The following is a 22,427-nucleotide window of genomic DNA, read 5'->3' on the forward strand; positions in this document are numbered from 1 at the left end:
AAGGAAACACTGCACAAGTGCCTGCGCGAGCGAATCGCTGCGTTGCGCGGTGCTGGAGCGCCAGCCCGGTCGAATCCTCACATATACCCCATATGCTCCGGTTGACTCGAAGCCTGCGGCTTCTCGCCCCTTCGGGGCCAGCCTACGGCTGTTTGTCGCTTCGCTCGGTACTGTGCTCCGTGCGCCTTGCGACCCACAGGGATGTGGGAAGTGCGTTGGTTCGTCGGGAACGAACCTAGCCGCTTCATCTCGCTCGGCGATCTGTTCAGCATTCCCTGACGCGTCGGCAGGAAGCGCAACGTGACCTATAATGGCGCGGCACCCGCCATCCACAGATACGAGCAAGACATGACCCAGGACGAACTGAAGGACGCCGTGGCCGCCGCCGCCATTGCCGAAATCGAACCGTGGCTCGAGCGCGACACCATTCTCGGCATCGGTACCGGCTCCACTGCCAACCTGTTCATCGACCGCCTGGCGCGGCTGCGTGACGACTTCAAGGGCGCCGTGGCCAGCTCGGAGGCCAGCGCCAAGCGCCTGCGCGACCACGGGATCGAGGTGTTCGAGCTCAACAGCGTGGGCACGGTGCCTTTCTACATCGACGGCGCAGACGAAGTGAACGCTCACTTGCACATGATCAAGGGCGGCGGCGCGGCGCTCACCCGCGAGAAGATCGTGGCCGCCTGCGCCGACCGCTTCATCTGCATCGCCGACGGCTCCAAGCGGGTCGAGCGCCTGGGCGCCTTCCCGCTGCCGGTGGAGGTGATTCCCATGGCCCGCTCCTACGTCGCACGCGAGCTGGTCAAGCTGGGCGCCGACCCGGTCTACCGCGAGGGGGTGGTCACCGACAACGGCAACCAGATCCTCGACTGCTATGAGTTCATGATCGACGACCCGGTGGCCATGGAGGCGCGCATCAACGCCATCGTCGGCGTGGTGACCAACGGCCTGTTCGCCGCCCGCGGTGCCGACGTGCTGCTGCTGGGCACCGAGCGGGGGGTGGAGCGGCTGACCCCAGCCTGAGCGGTCGGCAGGGGTTCACTCTCCGGGCAACAGGTGCTGCAGGCCGGCCATGGTGCGTGCCAGGGCACCGCGATTGGCGGCCACCACCGCCAGGCCGGCCTCGGCCAGGCGGTGGCGCTCGGCCTCGTCGAGGAACAGGGTAACCAGCGTATCGGCCAGCATGGCGCTGTCTCTCACTTCCACCAGCGCGCCACCCTGACGCAGCGTCTCGGCCACATCGGTGAAGTTGGCCAGCTCCGGGCCGGTCAGCACCGGCACGCCCATGGCGGCGGGCTCGAGCAGATTGTGCCCACCCACCGCCACCAGGCTGCCGCCGACGAAGGCCAGGTCGGCGGCGCCGTACAGCATCATCAGCTCGCCCATGGTGTCGCCCAGATAGACGGCTGTGCGCGCATCGGGCCACTCGTCGCGGGAGCGCCGCGCCAGCGCCATGCCGCGCTCGCGGCAGAGTTCGGCCACCGCCTCGAAGCGCTGCGGATGGCGCGGCACCAGGATCAACAGCGCGTTGGGGTAGGACTGGCGCAAGCGAGCATGCGCCTCGAGCAGCCGCTCGTCCTCGCCGGGGTGGGTGGAGCCGGCCACCCACACGGGACGCGAACCCAGCCGCGTGCACAGCCGTTTGCTCTGCTCGCTGGCGGCGTCGTCCGGGGTCAGGTCGTACTTGAGCGAGCCCACCACGTCGGTGCGGGTGGCCGGCATGCCCAGGGCACAGAAGCGCTCGGCATCGCCACGGGACTTGGCGGCCAGCCAGTCGAGCTGGGCCAGCGCCGAGGCCATCAAGGGCCGCAGACGGCGATAACCGCGAAAGGCGCGCGGCGAGAGACGTCCGTTGACCACTGCCGTGGGCACGCCGCGACGACGACACGCCGTCAGCAGGTTGGGCCACAGTTCAGTCTCGAAGAAGATGGCGAGCTCCGGGCGCAGGCGTGCGACGAAGCGCTTCGCGGCCCCGGGGTAATCCAGCGGCAGGAAACGATGCGCGAGACGCTCGGGCTCGCCTGCCCGGCTTCGCGCCTCCATCAGGGCATGCACCCGCTCGGCGCCGGTGGCGGTCATGGTGGTCACCAGCAGCCGATGGCGGGGGTAGTGCGTCAGCAGCGCCTCGATCAGCGGGCGGGCCGCCTGCACCTCGCCCACCGAGGCGCAGTGCAGCCATAGCCAGGGGCCGCCGGCGGGTGAGCGGGGCAGCAGCCCGAGCCGCTCACCGCGGGAGTTGGTGAGCGCATGCTCACGCCAGACCCTGTGCCAGACGAGAGGGGCGAGCAGGTAGAGCGTCGCCGAGTAGAGCCAGCGCGGCCAGCGTCGCGGCGCCGACATCAGCTCTCGCGGTCGAGAATGGTGGCGATCATGGCGGTGGTGGAGACCCCGTCCTCGAAGCCCAGCACCTTCACCTCACCGCCGGCGGCACGTACCGCCTCGCCGCCGGCGATCTCGTCGACGCGATAGTCGCCGCCCTTGACCAGCACGTCGGGCAGCACCGCTTCGATCAAGCGCTGCGGGGTGTCCTCGCTGAACGGCACCACCCAGTCCACCGCGCCGAGGCCGGCTAGCACCTGCATGCGTCGGGCGAGGGGATTGATCGGCCGCGTGGGGCCCTTGAGCCGACCGATGGAGGCGTCATCATTGACCGCCACCACCAGCCGGTCGCCGAGCTGACGGGCGTGCTCCAGATAGGCCACGTGACCGGCGTGCAGGATGTCGAAACAGCCGTTGGTCATCACCACCCGCTCGCAGCGCATCTGGGCGGCACGCACCGCCTCGACCAGCGCCGCCTCCTCGATGACGCCGAACTCGGCCAGCTTGTCGCCGTGTACGGCGGTGTAGAGCTCGGCGATGGAGAGCGTGGCGGTACCGGGTTTGGCCACCACCAGGCCGGCGGCCAGGTTGGCCAAGGTCATCGCTTCGGGGAAGCCGTGGCCGGCCGCCAGCGCCAGCCCCAGCACGCCGATCACGGTATCGCCGGCGCCGGTGACATCGAACACTTCCCGTGCCCGGGTGGGCAGGTGCAGCGGCTCGTGATCGCCGCGAATCAGAGTCATGCCCTTCTCGCTACGGGTGATCAGCAGCGCCTCGAGCTCGAGGCGGGCGCACAGCGCCGCACCCTTGGCGGCCAGCTCCTCGTCGTCGCGACAGTGGCCGACCACCGCCTCGAACTCGGCCAGATTGGGAGTGATCACGCTGGCACCGCGGTACTTGGTGAAGTCGCTGCCCTTGGGATCGATCAATACGCGCTTACCCGCGCCGCGCACCAGCGCGATCAGCTCCTCGACCCGGCTGAGCGTGCCCTTGCCGTAGTCGGAAAGGATCACCAGATCGCAGTCGGGAAGCCCCTGCTCGACCCGGGCCAGCAGTCCGCGGGTATCGAGCTCATCGAGGCCATCCTCGAAGTCGAGCCGGATCAGCTGCTGGTTGCGGCTCATCACGCGCAGCTTGGTGATGGTGGGAATCCCGGGGCTGCTCTGGAAGTAGGTGTCGACCCCGGCGGCGTCCAGCCGCTCGACCAGCCGGCGGGCATTGTCGTCGTCGCCGACCATGCCGCTGAGGGCGGCATGTGCCCCCAGCGAGGCGATGTTGAGCGCCACGTTGGCCGCCCCGCCGGGACGGTCCTCGCACTCTTCCACCCGAACCACCGGCACCGGAGCCTCCGGCGAGATGCGCGAGGTGCCGCCATGCCAGTAGCGGTCGAGCATCACGTCACCCACCACCAGCACGTGCGCCTGTTCCAGCGCGGTCAGGTCAAGCTTCATCGGGACGTTCCTCTTCCTTGCGGTCGTTGGGGCGCACCAGCAGCGCATCGAGCCGTTCGACGACATCGTCGACACGAATCAGCGCCATGGCATCGGGATGGCGTACGCGCTGGCCCCAAGTAATGTCGTCGGGTTCGCGGTGCATGTAGGCACGCACCGCATCCGGGTAGCGGTTGACCACGTAGTCGCGCCACAGGTAGGGCGCGGCGCGGTCCGGATTGGTAGTGGCGAACAGCCCCACGACCGGCGTGCCCATGGCATTGGCCATGTGCACGGGGCCGGAGTCGGGTGCGATCACCGCCCGGGCGCCGGCGATCAGCGCCAGTAGGCCCTTGAGCGAGGTGGCGCCGATGGCGTCGATCACCGCTCCCGGCCGGCAGAGGGCGGCGATACGCTCGCCCATCTCACGCTCCTGGGTGCTGCCGCCGCCGGTGAGCACCGTCTTCAGACCGTACTGGGCCCAGGCGTGTTCGATGACGGCGGCATAGCCCTCCGCCGACCAGTTACGAAAATTGCGCAGCCGCGGGTTGGCGCAGGGGCTCATCAGCAGGTAGGCGGCTTCGCCGGTCAGCGCCGTGGCCTCTTCGAAGGCCATCTCCGGCACCGGCATGTCCCAGGCCAGCGACGTGTCCTCCACCCCCAGCAGGCGGGCGAAGTCGAGGAACGACTCCAGCACGTGGGCACGGGGATGGGGCGCCAGCTGACGATGCGTGAACCAGTGCTGGGCGTCCTTGGCGCGCGCCTTGTCGTAGCCCACCCGCACCTTGGCCTTGAGCCCCAGCGAAAGCACGCTGGCCCGCAGCGCCTGCTGCATGTGCAGCAGCACGTCGAAGCGGGCATCGCCCAGCTCGCGCCACAGGCGGCGCATGCCGGCCAGCCCCGAGGCCTTGTCGTAGACCACGAATTCGACCCCCGACAGACCAGCCAGTAAACTGTGTTCCGCCTTGCCGATGATCCAGGTGATGCGCACGCCGGGCCACTGGCGCTGCAAGGCGCGAACGGTGGGCACCAGGTTGCAGACGTCGCCGAGGGCGGAGAGTCGCAGCACGGCGATGTGGCGCGGTTGGGCGGGCAGAGGATGCTTCATGCAGTTGGCAACGTGTCGGACGGGAAAGACCTTCATTCTATATGATGCGGACAGTGTATGTGACGCCGAACCGGCGCCTCAAATCGGCCCACCGCTGTTCGACCCCGCGCATTGGCGCCGCAGCGGAAACGTGGTGGGCGAAGCCCCCGGTCGCGGCAGCAGCCTGTTTCTCGACGCCGGACGCGAGCAGTGGGTGCTGCGTCCCTACCGTCGCGGCGGCCTGATCGCCAGGCTGAGCGGGAGCCGCTATCTATGGACGGGGCTCGAGCGCACCCGCGCCTTTCGCGAGCTGCGCCTCACCGCCCATCTGCACGCCCAGGGGCTGCCGGTGCCGCGACCGGTGGCCGCCGCCGTCACACGCGACGGGCCGACCTACACGGCCGCCCTGATCACCGTGCGCATCCCCGGTGCCAGCGCCCTGGCCGAATGCCTGGCCGAGGCCGAGCCGGCGCTGCTCGAACGGGTCGGCGCCAGCGTGCGCCGCTTCCATGAGGCAGGCCTCGACCATGTCGACCTCAACGCCCGCAATCTGCTGATCGATGCCGACGGCCGCGTCTGGCTGATCGACCTCGACCGCTGCCGGCTGCGCCCCCCCGGCGCCTGGCAAGAGGCGAACCTGGCGCGACTCGCCCGCTCGCTGGTCAAGTTCGGCGCTCCCGCTGCGGCCATGGAGGCGATACACCGCGGCTACGTCTCCGACGATGCTGGCTGACGCGCCTTACCACGCTCGGGGTAGAGACGCTCGAGCAGTTCTTCCAACCCCTGCAGAATATCCATCTTGCCCGGCACCTGGCCGTCGCGATGGAACACCGCCTCGTGGCAATCCTCGTAGCGCGGCCAGTAGCGAAACGGCACGGTCATGAAGAAGATGCCCAGCGTCGGGGTATGGGTCGCCAGCGCCAGGTTGCGCACGCCGGTATCCCCCGACACCAGCACACTCGAGGCCGCCATCCACGGCGCCAGCCGCTCCAGGTCCATGCGTCCCTCGATCTCTACGTTGTCGTGACGGGCCGCCACCTCGGCGAGGAAGTCGCCGGACTCTTCGGCCTTGTGACCTTCGAGCAGCACATGACGGTAGCCGGGAAATTCGGTTGCCGCCTGCTCGATCAGCTGGCGCCATGACGCCTGGGACAACGACTTCTCCGCCACGGCGGCATAGGGGAAGTAGACGATGCGCGGTTTCGCCAGGGCGCGCTGATGGCGCGGCATGGCGAATTCCAACGGGTACTGGGGCTTGTGCCCCATGATCTTGAGAAAGTCGAGCAGTACCTCGGCCTCGTAGTGAAAGTCCGAGCGCAGGATGCCGACGTCGAACAACAGCTTGTTGAGCCCGCTACGGTAGGGGAAGCCGAGCTTGACCCGCGCCGGAGTCAGCAGGGTCTGCAGGCGCGAGCGGGCCGTGTCGGCCAGATCGAAGAGCACGTCGATATCGCGGTACTGGCGCAGGGAGTTTACCTGTTCACGCAGCGAACCGCGGGAGTCCAGCACGTGCACCTCGTCGACCAGGTCGTCAGGCACCGCGTACTGATACTTGCTCACCGTACTCAGGGTGATGTGCGCCCGGGGAAATAGACGCCGGAGTTCGACCAGGAACGGCCGTGTCGCCATCATGTCGCCGAAGGCGCACTGGCGGATCACCAGAATGCAGCGCACCTGCTCCACATGTAGACGCGACAGCCATTTGCGACCGCGATTGTTGAGATAGCCGCCCTTTTCGATCCAGGCTTTCATGGTGTTGGCTCCTTCCCGGCGTATTCTCGAATCAGGGCTTCGACATGCTCCGCCACGCCGAAATGGCACTCGGCTCTTGCCCTTGCCGCCTGGCCGAGGCGTTCGCGCAGTACCGCGTCCTGGCCGAGCTCCGCCATGGCGTCGGCCCAGGCCTGCGGATCCTCTGCGGCGGCAAGGCGCCCGCAGTCGGCCTCGAGCAGCTCGGGAATCGCCCCGCTGCCGGCACCGACGATGGCTTTGCCCGCAGCCATGGCCTCGACCACGGTGAGACCGAAAGCCTCGTTGCGCGATGGCACGCAGACGATGTCCAGTGCCTCGAACAGGCGTGGCAGATCTGGACGAAACCCGGCAAAGGTCACGCGTTGCTCCAGCTTCAGGTCCCGGACCCGTGCGCGCAAGTGCGAAACGTAACGTTCGTCACTGCCCTCACGGGCCGAGAGGCCGCCGATCAGCACGCCGTGCCAGTCCAGCTCGGGAGCGCGCTCGGCCAGACAGCCCAGCCCTTCCAGCCACACCTCATGGCCCTTGCCGTCGGTCAGCCGCCCGGGCAGGCCGATCGCCACCTGACCCGGTATGACCCCCAGCTCGCGGCGCAGCGCCTCACGTGCCGGCTCACCCAGCTGCGGGGCGTAGGGTGACAGATCGATGCCCAGATAGAGCCGGCGGATGCGCTCCGGCGGCAGCGGAAAGGCCGCCAGGTTGCGCCGTCGGGTGGCCTCACTGATGGCGAAGAGCCGGCTGACGCGCCCGTAGGCCCAGCGATGGTAAACATCCTTCTTCGGCCGGGTCACGCCCATGTGATCGGTGAAGAACAGCTTGAGCGTCGGCCGCAGGGTCGCCAGCAGCGCCCCCAGGCGCAGGTCGCTGGACTTGTGGCAGTGCAGCACCTCGATGCCATGGCGCTTCAGGTAGCCCAGTATGTGCCCCACCTGCAGCAGCGCCCGGCCGCGCGAGGGCACCGTCAGCGGTGCGATTCCGCTCGACGCCAGACTCTCGGCGACCCTCGAGCCGGCCAGCGCCAGACCATGGGCCTGCCACCCCTGACGTTGCAGCTCGGGTATAATCCGCGCAGGATACATTTCGAGTCCGCCCCAGCCATCCGAGAGGCAGATATGCATGACCTTGTGCGACAAGGCTGTCTCCTTCGTCGGTCAACCGGGGCTCGGGAGCCCAGATGACGTCTTCTTCCCGCGTGGCCGCTCGCCACGCAGCGAATCGGCCGCCGCACATCCTGGTGGTGCGCAACGACAAGCTCGGCGATTTCATGCTCGCCTGGCCAGCGCTGGCCTGTCTCAAGGCCGCCGCCCCGCAAGCGCGGATCAGCGTGCTGGTGCCGGCCTATACGGCGCCGCTGGCCGAGCTGTGTCCATGGATCGACGCGATCATCGTCGATCCCGGTGACGGCGCCGGAAAACAGGCGCAGCGCGAGCTTCTGGCAAGGCTGCGCAGCGAACGCTTCTGCGCCATGCTCACGCTCTACTCCACGCCGCGTATCGGCTGGCTCGGCTGGCGAGCCGGCATCCCCTGCCGCGTGGCGCCCGCCACCAAGTGGGCGCAGCTATTCTACAATCATCGCGTCGTCCAGCGCAGGTCGCGCTCCGACAAACCGGAGTATCTGTACAACGTCGAGCTGGCCGAAGCGCTGCTGGCGGCCCAGGGCCGGCAGCCCCAGGCGCGCCCCTCGCCGCCCTACTGGCCGCTGTCGCCCGACACCGTGGCCGCCCAGCGCGACTCGATGGCCGAGACGCTGGAGCTGGATCCGTCGCGGCCGTGGCTGTTCCTGCACGCCGGCAGCGGCGGCTCGGCGGTCAATCTCTCTGCGTCCCAGTACGCCGAACTAGCCACCGCCATCGACTCCCGGCTTGGCGCAGACGGCATTCGCGCCCCTTGGGTGCTGACCGCCGGCCCCGGGGAGGAGTCCGCAGCACACGAATTGTGCGAGATGCTGCGCAGCAGGCAGTTGCAGGCCGAGGTACTGCCGCCGCGTAAGGGTCTCGCCGATTTCGCCCTGGCGCTCAGCGCCGCCGACCTGTTCGTCGCCGGCTCCACCGGGCCGCTGCATATCGCCGGTTGCCTGAACCGGCCCACAGCCGGTTTCTACCCCGCGCGCCGCTCCGCCACTGCGTTACGCTGGCAAACCTGCAACGACGAGAGCCGCCGCCTCGCCTTCAGCCCCCCCGAGGGCGCCGGCGAAAGCGAGATGTCGGCCATCGACCTCGAGGCCGCGGCCGCTGCGATCAGCGCTCTGGTGTATCGTCGGGCGGCGGAGACGTCCGCGTCCTGACCCACAGGTCGGCGTACTTGGCAAAGGTGGAATGCGCCGACAGCAGCGCCAGCAGCAGCCCCTGGCGGCCATCGAGAAAGCCCGCGCGCAGCAGGTACATGCGCAGGAAGCAGCCCAACCCGTGGACGAGCCCGGCCGCAAGGCTGCCCTTCTTTCCGCGCGCGGCACGCTGCTCGGCCCAGGCCTGAGCGTAGTGGGCCGACTTCTCGAGGTAGTGGCGCAGGTCGCGGTAGGTGTAGTGCAGCAGGTCGCCCTCGAGCGCCCTGACCGGTAGCCCCGCAGGATTGTGCAGTTTTTCGTGCACCAGGGCCGCGTCGTAGCCGGCCTTTCCACGCGGATAGAGACGTGCCACCCGGTCGGGATACCAGCCCGAATGGCGAATGAAGTCGCCGAAACACCAGGACAGGCGCGGCAGGGTATGGATCGTCGGCTCGTCGCTGGCGACGGCGGCCTGGATGCTGCGGCGCAGCTCCGGCGTCACCCGCTCGTCGGCATCGACCATCAGGATCCAGTCGCTTTCGACCATGGCTTCGGCACGCTGACGCTGCACGCCGAAGCCCTGCCAGTCGGCGTTCACCGCCACCTTGTCGGTGAACTCCCGGGCGATGGCGCAAGTGGCATCGTCACTGCCGGCATCGAGGACCACGATCTCATCCACCCAGCGCAGCGTCTCCAGGCAGGCACGCAGATGCGCAGCCTCGTTCTTGACGATCAGTACCGCAGCCAGGCTCATCGCCCTCTCCTCGTCGCTTCGGCGGCTGGCCAGTTTACTGCCGCAGGCCGGCGGCCAGCAAATCGCTGGCCGCCGCAGGCCGCTGTGCGATTCGTGGTGCATGGGGCGCGAGACTTGATAAGCTGGGAAGCGAATTCAATGGATGAATCCTCACATGCCGATTCCCTCCAAGCTATTCGAGTTGCTGCGCCCGCGCTGGTTGTCGCTGTCGATCATCGGGCTTTGCCTGGGCTATGCCATCACCGTGCTGACGCTCGCTCCCACCTGGAGCCTGCCCTTGCTGGCGCTCGTCTGGCTGAGGCTGGGTGCGCTCTTCCGCTGGGGAGAGCCGGACTCACCGGCGCACAGCTACGTCCCGCGCAGATGGTGCTGGTCGCTGCTGCCCATCGCCCTGTGGGGGCTCTATATCTACCTGACCGAGAGCTTCGGCATCGTCGACCTGGCCGCGGTCTTCTTCCACCTGCAGGCCGGCATGGCCGATCATGGCGGAGTCAGCCGCATCGGCGCCGCCTTCATGTATTCCTTGGCGATGGCGGCTTTGCTGGGCTCGGTCATCTGGCTGGTACGTCATGACCGCCGCTGGCGCCGCGTCGAGCCCTTTCTCGCCCTGGTGCTGCTGGCCAGCAATCCGCTGCTTTACGGCGTCGGGCAACGCGGTGCCGCCATCGTCACCAAGCCCGGTGCCTGGCTCGAACGCCAATACGTCGAACCGATCCTGCTCGAGGCGCCCGAGGACCCGCCCAACCTGCTGTTCCTGTACCTGGAAAGCATCGAGCGCACCTACGCCGACCGGGAGCGCTTCGGCGAGGCCTACGCCGATCTGGATGTCATCGGCGAACACGGCCTGGTCTACGAAGGCGTCAGGCAGATCGACAACACCGGCTGGACCATGGCCGGCATGATCGCCAGCCAGTGCGGCACGCCCTTGATGCCGGCCGGACTGCTGCATGACCGCCAGTTCTCGCCGCTGGAAAAGGTGGTACCCGGCGTCGACTGTCTGGGCGATCTGCTCTCCGAACAGGGCTATGAGCTCAGCTACCTGGGCGGAGCCAGCACGGCCTTTGCCGGCAAGGGCCTTTTCTACAAGGGGCACGGCTTCGATACCGTGCTCGGGCGTGAAGACCTGCAGCCTCTGCTGGACGACCCGGAGTACGTCAACAACTGGGGGCTCTACGACGACTCGCTCTATGACTTCACGCTGCAAGAGCTGCGCCGTCTCAACGAGACGGGGCGTCCCTGGGGATTGATCAACCTCACCATTGCCGGCCATGCGCCGCGCGGCTATCCCGCCCAGGCCTGTATCGACCGGCAGGGCGAATTCGACGGCGTCGACATCCTCTACTCGGTAGAGTGCTCAGCCTGGCTGGCACGCGAGTTTCTCGAGCGCGCCGACGCCGAGGGGCTGCTCGACAACACCATCGTGGTAGTTGCCAGCGATCACCTGACCATGCGCGTCTCGGCCTGGGAACAGCTGATCCAGGGCGAGCGCGACAACACCTTCATGCTGCTGGGGCCGGGAATCCCCGTGGGACGCGAGAGCCGCGAGGCCTCCATGGTGGACGTCTTCCCGACGGTGCTCGAGGCCATGGGCTTCACCATCGACTGGCACCGGGCCGGGCTCGGTGTCTCGCTGCTGTCGGGCGAGCCGACGCTGCTCGAGGAGCACGGCAAGCAGTACGTCAACGACCGCATGCGCGAGGAGATCGCGCTGCAAGAGCGCCTGTGGGAAGGGCTGGCTCCGCCGCGCCAGGAAACCGAAGAAGAGGACACGCCTCAGGAGCAGATCGTGGAGGCACCGGACGACACCACCGGCGAGCGCCCGGCCGACGTGCAGTGATGCGCTCAGCCGCGCACGATGACGGCGGCGTCGGCGGCCTTCAGGACAGCGGCCAGCACCCGCTGGGGCGACAACTGCACCAGGCAGTTGGTGTGCCCCAGCGGACAGGTCCGCTCGAAGCAGGGTGAACAGCCGAGCCCCAGGGTGTGAATCTCGGCCCTGTCGGTGAGCGGCGGCGTATAGGCCGGCGACGACGAACCATAAAGCGCATGCACGCGGGTGCCCACCGCCGCGGCCACGTGCATCAGTCCGGAGTCGTTGGTCACGACCTGCTGGCAGTCGGCGAGCAGATCGACCGCATCGGCCAGCCGGGTCTGTCCGCACAGGTTGTGAACGTGTGGCAGGCCTTGGGCAATCGCCGCCCCGGCGGCGACATCCTTGGGACCACCCATCACGCGGACCTCGACGCCCTCGTCCACCAGCCGCTCGGCAAGCTCGCGAAAATGGCCCAGCGGCCACTGCTTGGCCGGCCCGTACTCGGCCCCAGGCATCATGCCGACGGCCGGCCGTGTGGTCAGTCCCAGACGCCTGTGCAGCTCATCGAGATTGTCCGAGTCGACCCGCAAGCGCGGCCGGGGAATGGCGAAATCGCCGCGCCGGGCCTCCTCGGCCGTCAGCCCCAGCGCCACGAAGCGCTTGACGGTCTGGTCCAGCAGGGTCTTGTCGAGTTCGCGGCGATCGTTGAGCAGGCCATAGCGCTGCTCACCGGTGAAGCCGGTGCGACGCGGAATCCGGGCCAGGAACGGCACCAGGGCCGATTTCCACGAGCGCGGCAGCACGATGGCCCGGTCGAAGCGTCCGCGCAGCCGCCCGGCCAGCGCACGCCGGATCGACCAGCCGAATTCGCCATGGCCGACATCCAGGCTCGCCACCTCATCAACTTCGGCCATGCGCTCCAGAATCGGCTGTGACCAGCCCGGTGCCACCACACCGATGCGGCATCCCGGCTGATCCTGTTTGAGGGTCATGAACAGACTCTGGGCCATGACCATGTCGCCGACCCAGGAGGGGCCGACCACCAGGATACGCGGGGCTGTGGCAGCCGCCGCCTGGCTCATCCCCTGGCCCCGGCCAGCCACTCGAGATAGGCCTTCACACCCTCGGCCACGGTGCGGAACTCGCCCTCGTAGCCGGCCTCGCGCAGGCGCGTGATGTCGGCGCGGGTATAGCTCTGGTAGCGCCCCTTGAGCTCGTCGGGAAAGTCGATGTACTCGATGCGCCCACGGCCATGAAAATCGATGACCGCCTCGGCGATGGCCTTGAACGGCTCGGCCCGACCGGAGCCGAGATTGAAGATGCCTGACTTGTCGGGGTTGTCGAGGAACCACAGGTTGACGTTCACCACGTCGCCGACATAGACGAAGTCGCGGCTCTGCATGCCCGCCTCGTAGCCGTCCCAGCCGCCGAACAGCCTGAGGCCCTGACCCGCCGAAATCTGGGTGTGGTTGTGATAGGCCACGCTCGCCATCTTGCCCTTGTGCTGCTCACGCGGGCCGTAGACGTTGAAGTAGCGGAACCCCACCACCTGGCTGGTGAACTCATTCCAGTGCTGACGCACGTACTGGTCGAACAGCAGCTTGGAGTAGCCGTAGACGTTGAGCGGCTTCTCGTGCTCCGGCTCCTCGCGAAACACCTGGCTGCCGCCGTAGGTGGCCGCCGACGAGGCATAGAGGAAGGGGATGCCCCGCTGCTGACAGAAGTGCAGCAGCACCTTGGAGTACTCAAAGTTGTTGTCGAGCATGAAGCGGCCGTCCCACTCGGTGGTGTCCGAGCAGGCCCCCTCGTGGAAGATCGCCTCGATCGGCGGCAGGCGCGAGGGCTCGCCTCGCAGCGCCGCCTCGACACGGGCACGGAAGTCGTCCTTGTCGAGATAATCGCCTAAGGTGCAGTCCGCCAGGTTGACGAACTTGGTGCCGTCGGAGAGATCGTCGACCACCAGCACGTCGTTTCGCCCACGCTCGTTGAGAGCCTTGACCAGATTCGAGCCGACGAAGCCGGCGCCACCTGTCACTACGATCATGTAAACCTCGCTGGGGCGCAAGCGCTGCGCCTATAACCCATGTGCCTGTGATTGTATACTTGACGCCCTGTGAATTCATGGCCAACGGTGCTTCCGCAATGACACTCTCGTCAAACCCGTCGCAGACGCTCTCGACACCCTCGTCGACCTCGGCCTCAGGGTCGGCGCCAGACGCGACCACATTTCAGGGCCTGATCCTCGCCCTGCAGCAGTACTGGGCCGAACACGGCTGCGTGGTGCTCCAGCCGCTGGACATGGAGGTCGGGGCCGGCACCTTCCACCCCGCCACCTTCCTGCGCTCCATCGGCCCGGAGACCTGGAACGCCGCCTATGTGCAGCCTTCCCGTCGCCCCACCGACGGTCGCTACGGCGAGAACCCCAACCGCCTTCAGCACTACTACCAGTTCCAGGTGGTGATGAAGCCCTCCCCCGCCGACCTGCAGGAGCGCTTCCTGGGCTCGCTGGAGCGTATCGGCATCGACCCGCTGGTGCATGACATTCGCTTCGTCGAGGACAACTGGGAATCGCCGACCCTGGGCGCCTGGGGCCTGGGTTGGGAAGTCTGGCTAAACGGCATGGAGGTGACCCAGTTCACCTACTTCCAGCAGGCCGGCGGGCTCGAGTGCTACCCCGTCACCGGCGAGCTGACCTACGGTCTCGAGCGCATCGCCATGTACCTGCAGAACGTCGACAGCGTCTACGACCTGGTGTGGACCATCGCCCCGGACGGCACCAAGGTCACCTATGGCGACGTCTACCTGCAGAACGAGCGCGAGCAGTCGGCCTACAACTTCGAGCATGCCGACGTGCCGGCACTATTCAAGGCCTTCGACCATCAGGAGCGCGAGTGCACCAAGCTGCTCGAGGCGGGGCTGCCGCTGCCGGCCTATGAGCAGGTGCTCAAGGCCTCCCACACCTTCAACCTGCTGGACGCCCGCCACGCCATCTCGGTGACCGAGCGGCAGCGTTTCATCCTGCGCGTACGTACCATGGCCCGCGACGTGGCCCACGCCTATTACGCCTCGCGCAAGGCCGCCGGCTTCCCGCTGGCCCCCGAAGCCCTGCGCCAGGAGCTGCTGGCTCGGGACATGAACGCCGAACAGGGAGACGCGTGATGGCTGCCAATACCTTTCTGATTGAATTGGGCGTCGAGGAATTGCCGCCGCGTGCCATCGACACGCTCTCCGATGCCCTGGCCGAGGGCATTCGCCGCGGCCTCAGCGAGGCCGAGATCGCCTTCGGCGACATTCGCGCCTATGCCACGCCGCGCCGCCTGGCGGTGCAGGTGATGGAGCTGGCCGACAAGCAGCCCGACCGCGAGGTCGAGCGCCGCGGCCCGGCCTTGGCCGCCGCCTACAAGGACGGCCAGCCGACCAAGGCCGCCGAAGGCTTCGCCCGCTCCTGCGGCGTCGCCGTTGCCGACCTGATCCACCTGGAGACCGACAAGGGCACCTGGCTCGGCTATCGCGAGCAGCAGCAGGGCGAAGCCACCACACGGCTGCTGCCGGCAATCGTCGACAAGGCCATTGCCGGCCTGCCGGTGCCCAAGAACATGCGCTGGGGCGCCTCGCGGGTCGAGTTCTCGCGCCCCGTGCACTGGCTGGTGATGCTCTACGGCAGCGAAGTGGTGGCAGCCCAGGCGCTGGGCCTGACCTCGGACCGTACAACCCGCGGCCACCGCTTCCATGCCCCCGAGACCATCGAGCTGGCCCATGCAGACGACTACCTGGCCACCCTCGAGCAGGCCTGGGTACTGGCCGATCGCGATCGTCGTCGCGAACGTATCCGCGAGCAGGTACTGGCCGAGGCTGAGGTCCAGGACGCCCAGGCGGTGATCGACGAGGCACTGCTCGTCGAGGTGAGCGGCCTGGTGGAGTGGCCCGTGGCGCTGTCCGGCAGCTTCGACGAGCGTTTCCTCGAGGTTCCGGCGGAGTGCCTGATCTCGTCGATGAAGGCCAACCAGAAATACTTCCACCTGCTTGACGACCAGGGCCGGCTCAAGCCGCAGTTCATCACCATCTCCAATATCGACAGCCAGGACCCGCAGCAGGTGATCGAAGGCAACGAGAAAGTCATTCGCCCGCGTCTGGCCGATGCCGCCTTCTTCTACGACACCGACCGCAAGCAGCCGCTGGCGGCGCGCATCCCCGGCCTGGCCAACGTGGTGTTCCAGCAGCAGCTCGGCACCCTGGCCGACAAGGCGCACCGCAGCGCCGCCGTGGCCGCCTTCATTGCCGGCCGCATCAATGGCGACGTGGCCCAGGCACGCCGAGCCGCCGAACTGGCCAAGTGCGATCTGGTCACTGAGATGGTGCTCGAGTTCCCTGAACTGCAGGGCATCATGGGCCGCTACTACGCCAGCCACGACGGCGAGCCGGCCGAAGTGGCCCAGGCCCTCGAAGAGCAGTATCTACCGCGCTTCGCCGGCGACGAGATCCCCGCCTGTCGTACCGGCCAGGCTCTGGCGCTGGCCGACCGCCTCGACACCCTGACCGGCATCTTCGGCATCGGCCAGCGGCCCAGCGGTACCAAGGATCCCTTCGCCCTGCGTCGCGCCGCCATTGGCGTGCTCAACATCATGATCAAGGGCGAGCTGGATCTGGACCTGCGCGAGCTGCTCGAGCTGGCCGCTGCGCAGCACCAGGAGTTGCCCTACGCGGAGACGCTGGTCGATGAGGTGCTGGGCTACATGCTCGACCGCTTCCGCGCCTGGGGTCTGGACGAGGGCATTCCCGCAGAGGTCTACCTGGCCGTTCGTGCGCGCCCGGTGACCAAGCCGCTGGATTTTGCCCGTCGCATGCGTGCGGTTTATGTCTTCACCCAGCGTGAGGAAGCCGCTGCCCTGGCCGCCGCCAACAAGCGGGTTTCCAACATCCTGGCCAAGCAGGCCGGCGAGCTGGGCGGGCAGGTCGACGCGGCTCTGCTTCAGGAACCGGCCGAGCGCACGCTGAACGAGGCCGTCTCGACCAGCCGCGAGCGTGTCCTGCCGCTGTTCGGTGAAGGTCGCTACCGCGAGGCGCTGGACGTTCTTGCCGGCCTGCGCACCCCGGTGGACGCCTTCTTCGATGACGTCATGGTCATGGCCGATGACGACGCCGTGCGACGCAACCGACTGGCGCTGCTGGCCGGCCTGCAGGCGCTGTTCCTCGAAGTGGCCGATATCGCTCTGCTGCAACAGTAAGCGTTTCATGCCGAAGCCGGTCGGGTGCAGCCCGGCCGGCTTCTTCATGCCCGCTCATCCGGTTGCTCTGGTACGGCGCCAAACCTACGCCCGTGTTTCACGTGAAACATCCCCAGCCACACGCGCATGCTTGGCATAGGGTGTTTCACGTGAAACACTGCCCCCTTCACTCTTCTGCTTATGGTGCAAGATGCCCAGCGCACCCCGACTCGTGATTCTCGACCGCGACGGCGTCATCAACCGCGACTCCGACGCCTATATCAAATCTCTCGACGAGTGGATTCCCTACCCCTCCTCCATCGAGGCGATTGCCCGACTGAGCCGAGCCGGCTGGAAAGTGGCCATCGCCACCAACCAGTCCGGCATCGCACGCGGCTACTATGACGAAGCCACCCTGACCACGATGCACGCCGAGCTGGAACGGTTGGTGACCGCCGCCGGGGGCGAGATCGCCTACATCGCCTACTGCCCCCACGGCCCGGACGACGGCTGCAGCTGTCGCAAGCCCCTGCCAGGCCTGCTCGAAGAAATACGCACTGCGCTAGGGTTGGATAGCCTGGAAGGCAGCTGGATAGTGGGCGACAGTCTACGCGACCTGCAGGCAGGAGAAGCAATGGGCTGTCGCTCCGTGCTCGTGCGCACCGGCAAGGGCAGCCGCACCGAAACGAAAGGCGCGGGATTGGAAAACGCAAAAATTTTCAATGACCTGGCGACGTTTACCGATTGGCTTCTGAGCCAGGGCTAGGCGCTTTACGAGAACAAGGCCGATAACAGCTGTACTAGGAAATCTGGACGTTACGCCTTTACCTGGCACATATGAAAAAGCCGACCTCCGAAGGGTCGGCTTTTTTCCGCTTATGCCACTCACTGCCAGGCAGAGCAGCGATGTTTCACGTGAAACATCGCCGAACTCGCATCACACGTCCAGGTTGGCCACCAGCGCATTGCTCTCGATGAAGGCACGCCGCGGCTCGACTTCGTCGCCCATCAACGTGTTGAACATCATGTCGGCGGCCACTGCATCCTCGATGGAAACACGCAGCAGGCGTCGCGTATCGGGATCCATGGTGGTCTCCCACAGCTGGTCCGGGTTCATCTCGCCCAGCCCCTTGTAGCGCTGCACCGCAAGGCCGCGCTGGGCCTCGGCCATCAGCCATTCCAGGGCCTGGTAGAAGGTAGTGACCGCCTTCTTGCGCTCACCCCGCGCGATGTAGGCGCCCTCTTCGAGGAGACCGTCCAGCGTCTCGCCAAGCGCTGCCATGGCACGGTAGTCGGCGCTGGTGAAGAAGTCGATGCCCCACACGTAGTCGGAGCTGACTCCGTGCGCCGTCAGCGTGACCGCCGGCAGGAACAGCTCGCGCTCGGTGTCCTCTTCGAGGCGGAAGGTATAGCGCGGGCCGCCTTCGTAAGCGACTAGCGCATCCATTTCCTGCTGCAGGTACTCGATCCAGTTCTGCATGGTGACGCGATCCTTGAGGCTCGCTTCACCTTCCAGGCGCGCGGCGTGGACCACCTTGCGCAGCACCTCGTTGGGGTAGACACGCGAGAGGCGATCGATCCGCTTCATCACGTCGCGGTACTGGCCCACCAGCGACTCCAGCTGCGCACCGGTAACGGGCGGCGCTTCCGGATTGACGTAGAGCCGGGCACCGTCCATGGCCGTGGTGGTGAGGTAATCGATCAGCGCCTGCTCATCCTTGAGGTAGGTCTCCTGCTTGCCGCGCTTGATCTTGTACAGCGGCGGCTGAGCGATGAAGACATGCCCACGCTCGATCAGCTGCGACATCTGACGGAAGAAGAAGGTCAGCAGCAGCGTACGAATGTGCGAGCCGTCGACGTCTGCGTCGGTCATGATGATGATCGAGTGGTAGCGCAGCTTGTCCGGGTTGAACTCCTCGCGCCCGATGCCGCAGCCCAGGGCGGTGATCAGGGTGCCCACCTCGGCGGAAGAGAGCATTTTGTCGAAACGCGCCTTTTCGACGTTCAGGATCTTGCCCTTGAGCGGCAGAATCGCCTGGGTGCGCCGATCACGACCCTGCTTGGCACTGCCGCCGGCCGAGTCACCCTCGACCAGGAACAGTTCGGAGAGGCTCGGGTCCTTCTCTTGGCAGTCGGCCAGCTTGCCCGGCAGGCCGGCGATGTCCAGCGCGCCCTTGCGGCGGGTCATGTCGCGCGCCTTGCGCGCCGCTTCTCGTGCACGGGCCGCGTCGAGCATCTTGTTGACGATCGACTTCGCGTCGTTGGGACTCTCGATCAGATAGTCCGAGAATAGGCGCCCCATCTCCTGCTCCACCGCGGTCTTGACCTCGGAAGAGACCAGCTTGTCCTTGGTCTGGGAGGAGAACTTGGGATCCGGCACCTTGACCGAAATGATCGCCGTCAGCCCTTCGCGTGCATCGTCACCGGACGTGGCCACCTTGGACTTCTTGAGCAGTCCTTCGGACTCGATGTAGCCATTCAAGGTGCGGGTCAGCGCCGCACGAAAACCGGCCAGGTGAGTACCACCATCGCGCTGCGGTATGTTATTGGTATAACAGAAAATATTCTCGGCGAACGAATCGTTCCACTGCATCGCCACCTCGACCACCACGCCGTCCTCTCGCTCGGCTTCGAAGTGAAACACGGGGTTGAGCACGGTTTTGTTGCTGTTGAGGTGATTGACGAACGCTTTCAGCCCGCCCTCGTAGTGGAACAGCTCTTCCTTGCCGCTGCGCTCATCTGTCAGACGAATCGCCACCCCGGAGTTGAGGAAGGAGAGTTCGCGCAAGCGCTTGGCCAGGATATCGTAGTGGAACTCGATATTGGCGAAGGTATCCGGGGAAGGCTTGAAGTGCACCCGGGTGCCGGTCTTTTCCGTCTTGCCGACTACGCTGAGCGGGGCCTGAGGTACACCGTGACGATAGATCTGCTCGTGCACCTGTCCGGCACGCCAGATCGTCAGCTTCAGCTCTTCCGACAGCGCGTTCACCACCGAGACGCCGACGCCGTGAAGTCCGCCCGACACCTTGTAGGAGTTGTCGTCGAACTTGCCGCCGGCGTGCAGCACCGTCATGATCACCTCCGCCGCCGATACGCCCTCTTCCTCGTGGATGTCGGTAGGCACGCCGCGACCATTGTCACTGACGGTGATGGATTCGTCAGGGTGGATGATCACGCGCACTTCGCTGCAGTATCCGGCCAGGGCTTCATCGATGGAGTTGTCCACCAGCTCGAACACCATATGGTGCAGACCTGTCCCGTCATCGGTATCGCCGATGTACATACCAGGACGCTTTCGCACGGCATCCAGGCCCTTGAGAACCTTGATGCTCGACGAGTCGTAAGCTTGCTCGCTCATTGACTACTCCATGATGAAGTCTATCTGTGCCTCTGACCCTAGCTGCCCCGCTGCGGAAGCCGCTTGTTTCACGTGAAACATCGCGATGGGCGTCTGGGGCTCCCATGGCCCCGCCAGGGCATCGTGTTCGACACTCGTGATGAATGCCTGGCAGCGCATCGACTCGAGCAGGCGACAAAAGACGCGCCGATGCTCGGCATCGAGCTCTGCAGGCAAGTCGTCGATCAGGTAAAGACAGTTACGCCCTGTCGACAGCTCAAGCAGCCTTCCTTGCGCCAGCTTGAGCGCACTCACTACCAGTTTCTGCTGTCCGCGGGACAGCACCTCCACGGCAGGCCGTCGCCCCAGCCGGATTCTGAGATCGGCACGCTGGGGTCCATGCTGCGTGAAGCCCACATGAAAATCCTGCTCGCGACCCTGCTCGAGCACGTCGTGCAGATCGCGCTGCTTGTCCCAGCCGCGGGAGTAGCGCAGACGCAAATCAGGCAGCTGGATCAGCCGGCCGAGAGTCTCCTCGAATACCGGCACGAAGCTCGTCATCCATTCGCGGCGCAGCACATCGACGCGCTCTCCCCAGTGGGCCAGCTCCTGCTCCCAGGCAGCCAGACTACTGACGTCCATTCTATCACGCCTGAGGAGCGCATTCCGATGCTTCAGCGCACGCTTGGCGCGGCGCCAAGCGTCGTAGAAGTCGTGTTTCACGTGAAACACACCCCAGTCGAGAAACTCTCTTCGTCCGGCCGGCGCACCCTCGAGCAGGCGGAAGGCATCGGGATTGACTAGCTGCAGTGGAAGGGCCTCGATCAGCTGTGCCAGCCTGGGTACCCGCTCCCCCGCCATGCGCATTTCGAGCTCGCCGCCTTCACGCTCCCGGCGTATGCCGATGGGTACGGGCGGTGTACCTTCGAGCCGGGCAAACAGCGTCATCTCCGCTGCATCATGGGCAATCGCATGCTTCAGCTGCCGCGTGCGGAAAGACCGCCCCATGCCCAGGATGTGCAGTCCCTCGAGCACGCTGGTCTTGCCACTACCGTTGCGCCCAACGATCAGGTTGATACCGGGGCTCGGCGTGACATCGAGCGGGGCCAGATTTCGCAAGCCGGTGAAGGCCAGGCGTTCGATCAGCATACAACGTAGCGCAGGAGGGCGTGGCAACGGTACCCAGCCGGCATTCGCTGCGGCTGTGTACCCAGAGAGGAAAGAGCAGCGTTCGCGAGCCCGGCGATGCCCTGCACGCGCAGCGGTGCGAGAGTCGGCGCGAACACGAGGTCAGCGCTCCTAGAGGCGCATGGGCATGACGACATACATGGCATCGCCGCCACCGGGCTCTTCCATCAAGGCGCTGCTATTGGAATCTGCAAGCGTCATCTGCACGCGGTCCTCTCCAATAACATTAAGAACATCAATGAGATAGCCAACATTAAAGCCAATTTCCAGCGAGTCGCCGCCATACTCGACCGCCACGTTTTCTTCGGCTTCTTCCTGCTCGGGGTTGTTGGCCATGACCTGCAGATTGCCCTCCTGCAGATGCAGGCGCACGCCGCGATACTTCTCGTTGGAGAGAATGGAGGTGCGCGAGAGTACCTGGCGCAGCTCGGCGCGCTCGGCAATGAAGACCTTGTCGCCGCCGCGCGGCACCACACGCTCGTAGTCGGGGAACTTGCCATCGACCAGCTTCGAGGTGAAGGTGAAATCGCCAGTATGGGCACGCACATGGCTCGCGCTGAGCGTCAGCGTCACCGGCTCGTCGCTGTCGTCGAGCAGCCGTACCAGCTCCAGCACACCCTTGCGCGGCACGATCAGCTTGCGCGCCGGCTCGACCTGGATCTCCGCCGAACGCGAGCAGACAGCCAGCCGGTGGCCGTCGGTGGCCACGGTACGCACCAAGCCTGAACGCAGCTCCAGCAGCATGCCGTTGAGGTAGTAGCGCACGTCCTGCTGGGCCATGGCAAAGGAGGTGGCATCGATCAAGTGCTTGAGCGTGCCGCGCGGCAGGCTCAGCTCGACGTCGCCGGCGCTATCCTCGATGTTGGGGAACTCCGCCACCGGCAGCGTCGACAAGGTGAAGCGGGAGCGGCCGCTGCGCAGCACAGCGCGACCATCCTCCAGGCTGAACTGCAGCTCGGCCTGATCGGGCAGCGACTTGCAGATGTCCATCAGCTTGCGGGCAGGCACGGTGATGGCTCCCGGCACTTCGACCAGAGAGGCGGCCGTACGACCGATGAGTTCGACCTCGAGGTCGGTCCCGGTGAGTGCTACCTGATCCTGATCGACCTGAATCAGCACGTTGGACAGCACCGGCAAGGTCTGGCGGCGCTCCACCACGCCAGCCACCAACGCCAGCGGCCGCAGCAGCGCTTCACGGGTAATGGAAAATCTCATGTCGGCTCCACGTCTAGTCCTGTAGATGGGTGTCGGGCATTGATGTCAGACGTCCTGGCGAGCCT

General features: G+C 66.3%; 18 protein-coding genes. 7 read left to right on the forward strand and 11 right to left on the reverse strand.

What is annotated here, in order from left to right:
* Positions 1-348: 348 nt before the first annotated feature.
* On the forward strand, positions 349-1,023 hold the full coding sequence (rpiA, locus tag HOP53_RS18240) for a ribose-5-phosphate isomerase RpiA (protein ID WP_234271322.1): 675 nt from the start codon (positions 349-351) through the stop codon (positions 1,021-1,023).
* A gap of 15 nt (positions 1,024-1,038) precedes the next feature.
* Here the strand turns inward: rpiA and waaA are convergent, their stop codons facing one another.
* The 3 genes from waaA to HOP53_RS18255 are packed head-to-tail and all read right to left on the reverse strand — an operon-like array spanning position 1,039 to position 4,857.
* A complete protein-coding gene (gene waaA / locus HOP53_RS18245; protein WP_234271323.1) occupies positions 1,039-2,340 on the reverse strand; it encodes a lipid IV(A) 3-deoxy-D-manno-octulosonic acid transferase in 1,302 nt (433 codons plus the stop codon).
* Entirely contained in the window at positions 2,340-3,770 is a 1,431-nt protein-coding gene (gene hldE / locus HOP53_RS18250; protein WP_234271324.1) for a bifunctional D-glycero-beta-D-manno-heptose-7-phosphate kinase/D-glycero-beta-D-manno-heptose 1-phosphate adenylyltransferase HldE, read from the reverse strand. The genes waaA and hldE overlap by 1 nt, the downstream gene beginning before the upstream one ends.
* Positions 3,760-4,857, reverse strand: coding sequence for a glycosyltransferase family 9 protein (locus HOP53_RS18255; RefSeq protein WP_234271325.1), 1,098 nt, complete (start codon positions 4,855-4,857; stop codon positions 3,760-3,762). Before HOP53_RS18255 ends, hldE begins: the two co-directional genes overlap by 11 nt.
* Between HOP53_RS18255 and HOP53_RS18260 the strand changes: the two genes are divergently transcribed.
* Positions 4,856-5,569: a 3-deoxy-D-manno-octulosonic acid kinase gene (locus tag HOP53_RS18260; RefSeq protein ID WP_234271326.1), complete on the forward strand. Its 714-nt coding sequence runs from the start codon at positions 4,856-4,858 to the stop codon at positions 5,567-5,569. The genes HOP53_RS18255 and HOP53_RS18260 overlap by 2 nt on opposite strands.
* Here HOP53_RS18260 and HOP53_RS18265 read toward each other — a convergent pair.
* Positions 5,545-6,588: a glycosyltransferase family 9 protein gene (locus tag HOP53_RS18265; protein WP_234271327.1), complete on the reverse strand. Its 1,044-nt coding sequence runs from the start codon at positions 6,586-6,588 to the stop codon at positions 5,545-5,547. The two genes, HOP53_RS18260 and HOP53_RS18265, sit on opposite strands and share 25 nt — an antisense overlap.
* Positions 6,585-7,721, reverse strand: a complete 1,137-nt coding sequence (locus HOP53_RS18270) for a glycosyltransferase family 4 protein (RefSeq protein WP_234271328.1) — start codon at positions 7,719-7,721, stop codon at positions 6,585-6,587. Before HOP53_RS18270 ends, HOP53_RS18265 begins: the two co-directional genes overlap by 4 nt.
* A gap of 41 nt (positions 7,722-7,762) precedes the next feature.
* On the opposite strand from HOP53_RS18270, the gene HOP53_RS18275 reads away from it, so the two are divergent.
* Positions 7,763-8,872, forward strand: coding sequence for a glycosyltransferase family 9 protein (locus HOP53_RS18275; RefSeq protein WP_234271329.1), 1,110 nt, complete (start codon positions 7,763-7,765; stop codon positions 8,870-8,872).
* Here the strand turns inward: HOP53_RS18275 and HOP53_RS18280 are convergent.
* Positions 8,826-9,605, reverse strand: a complete 780-nt coding sequence (locus HOP53_RS18280; RefSeq protein ID WP_234271330.1) for a glycosyltransferase family 2 protein — start codon at positions 9,603-9,605, stop codon at positions 8,826-8,828. The genes HOP53_RS18275 and HOP53_RS18280 overlap by 47 nt on opposite strands.
* 154 nt (positions 9,606-9,759) lie before the next feature.
* On the opposite strand from HOP53_RS18280, the gene HOP53_RS18285 reads away from it, so the two are divergent.
* Positions 9,760-11,442 carry a sulfatase-like hydrolase/transferase gene (locus tag HOP53_RS18285; protein ID WP_234271331.1) on the forward strand — a complete coding sequence of 561 codons (1,683 nt, stop codon included), beginning with the start codon at positions 9,760-9,762 and terminating at the stop codon, positions 11,440-11,442.
* A 5-nt stretch (positions 11,443-11,447) separates the two neighbouring features.
* Here HOP53_RS18285 and waaF read toward each other — a convergent pair whose 3' ends face one another.
* Complete coding sequence (gene waaF / locus HOP53_RS18290) at positions 11,448-12,500, reverse strand: lipopolysaccharide heptosyltransferase II (protein WP_234271332.1); 1,053 nt, start codon at positions 12,498-12,500, stop codon at positions 11,448-11,450.
* Complete coding sequence (gene rfaD, locus HOP53_RS18295) at positions 12,497-13,462, reverse strand: ADP-glyceromanno-heptose 6-epimerase (RefSeq protein ID WP_234271333.1); 966 nt, start codon at positions 13,460-13,462, stop codon at positions 12,497-12,499. The genes waaF and rfaD overlap by 4 nt, the downstream gene beginning before the upstream one ends.
* 98 nt (positions 13,463-13,560) lie before the next feature.
* Here rfaD and glyQ point away from each other — a divergent pair, with 98 nt between their 5' ends.
* From glyQ to gmhB, 3 genes are all read left to right on the forward strand, one after another.
* The gene (gene glyQ, locus HOP53_RS18300; RefSeq protein ID WP_234271334.1) at positions 13,561-14,577 is read left to right on the forward strand and encodes a glycine--tRNA ligase subunit alpha; all 1,017 of its coding nucleotides are present in this window, start codon (positions 13,561-13,563) and stop codon (positions 14,575-14,577) included.
* Positions 14,577-16,643: a glycine--tRNA ligase subunit beta gene (gene glyS, locus HOP53_RS18305; RefSeq protein WP_234271335.1), complete on the forward strand. Its 2,067-nt coding sequence runs from the start codon at positions 14,577-14,579 to the stop codon at positions 16,641-16,643. The genes glyQ and glyS overlap by 1 nt, the downstream gene beginning before the upstream one ends.
* Positions 16,644-16,833: 190 nt before the next feature.
* Entirely contained in the window at positions 16,834-17,388 is a 555-nt protein-coding gene (gene gmhB, locus HOP53_RS18310) for a D-glycero-beta-D-manno-heptose 1,7-bisphosphate 7-phosphatase (protein WP_234271336.1), read from the forward strand.
* A 171-nt stretch (positions 17,389-17,559) separates the two neighbouring features.
* Here gmhB and gyrB read toward each other — a convergent pair whose 3' ends face one another.
* The 3 genes from gyrB to dnaN form a co-directional block, all read right to left on the reverse strand.
* Positions 17,560-19,980 carry a DNA topoisomerase (ATP-hydrolyzing) subunit B gene (gyrB, locus tag HOP53_RS18315; protein WP_234271337.1) on the reverse strand — a complete coding sequence of 807 codons (2,421 nt, stop codon included), beginning with the start codon at positions 19,978-19,980 and terminating at the stop codon, positions 17,560-17,562.
* Between the two features lie 3 nt (positions 19,981-19,983).
* Complete coding sequence (gene recF, locus HOP53_RS18320; RefSeq protein WP_234271338.1) at positions 19,984-21,108, reverse strand: DNA replication/repair protein RecF; 1,125 nt, start codon at positions 21,106-21,108, stop codon at positions 19,984-19,986.
* Between the two features lie 150 nt (positions 21,109-21,258).
* The gene (gene dnaN, locus HOP53_RS18325; protein WP_234271339.1) at positions 21,259-22,362 is read right to left on the reverse strand and encodes a DNA polymerase III subunit beta; all 1,104 of its coding nucleotides are present in this window, start codon (positions 22,360-22,362) and stop codon (positions 21,259-21,261) included.
* Positions 22,363-22,427 lie beyond the last annotated feature (65 nt).

The organism is Billgrantia ethanolica, assembly GCF_021404305.1.
GTDB classification, from domain to species: domain Bacteria; phylum Pseudomonadota; class Gammaproteobacteria; order Pseudomonadales; family Halomonadaceae; genus Halomonas; species Halomonas ethanolica.

Coding starts and splice junctions, on each gene's coding strand:
- HOP53_RS18260 (WP_234271326.1), top strand. CDS start 4,856: ATGCAGTTGGCAACGTGTCGGACGGGAAAGACCTTCATTCTATATGAT.
- HOP53_RS18280 (WP_234271330.1), bottom strand. CDS start 9,605: ATGAGCCTGGCTGCGGTACTGATCGTCAAGAACGAGGCTGCGCATCTG.
- hldE (WP_234271324.1), bottom strand. CDS start 3,770: ATGAAGCTTGACCTGACCGCGCTGGAACAGGCGCACGTGCTGGTGGTG.
- HOP53_RS18285 (WP_234271331.1), top strand. CDS start 9,760: ATGCCGATTCCCTCCAAGCTATTCGAGTTGCTGCGCCCGCGCTGGTTG.
- waaF (WP_234271332.1), bottom strand. CDS start 12,500: ATGAGCCAGGCGGCGGCTGCCACAGCCCCGCGTATCCTGGTGGTCGGC.
- dnaN (WP_234271339.1), bottom strand. CDS start 22,362: ATGAGATTTTCCATTACCCGTGAAGCGCTGCTGCGGCCGCTGGCGTTG.
- glyS (WP_234271335.1), top strand. CDS start 14,577: ATGGCTGCCAATACCTTTCTGATTGAATTGGGCGTCGAGGAATTGCCG.
- HOP53_RS18275 (WP_234271329.1), top strand. CDS start 7,763: ATGACGTCTTCTTCCCGCGTGGCCGCTCGCCACGCAGCGAATCGGCCG.
- recF (WP_234271338.1), bottom strand. CDS start 21,108: ATGCTGATCGAACGCCTGGCCTTCACCGGCTTGCGAAATCTGGCCCCG.
- rfaD (WP_234271333.1), bottom strand. CDS start 13,462: ATGATCGTAGTGACAGGTGGCGCCGGCTTCGTCGGCTCGAATCTGGTC.
- rpiA (WP_234271322.1), top strand. CDS start 349: ATGACCCAGGACGAACTGAAGGACGCCGTGGCCGCCGCCGCCATTGCC.
- HOP53_RS18265 (WP_234271327.1), bottom strand. CDS start 6,588: ATGAAAGCCTGGATCGAAAAGGGCGGCTATCTCAACAATCGCGGTCGC.
- HOP53_RS18255 (WP_234271325.1), bottom strand. CDS start 4,857: ATGAAGCATCCTCTGCCCGCCCAACCGCGCCACATCGCCGTGCTGCGA.
- gyrB (WP_234271337.1), bottom strand. CDS start 19,980: ATGAGCGAGCAAGCTTACGACTCGTCGAGCATCAAGGTTCTCAAGGGC.
- waaA (WP_234271323.1), bottom strand. CDS start 2,340: ATGTCGGCGCCGCGACGCTGGCCGCGCTGGCTCTACTCGGCGACGCTC.
- glyQ (WP_234271334.1), top strand. CDS start 13,561: ATGACACTCTCGTCAAACCCGTCGCAGACGCTCTCGACACCCTCGTCG.
- gmhB (WP_234271336.1), top strand. CDS start 16,834: ATGCCCAGCGCACCCCGACTCGTGATTCTCGACCGCGACGGCGTCATC.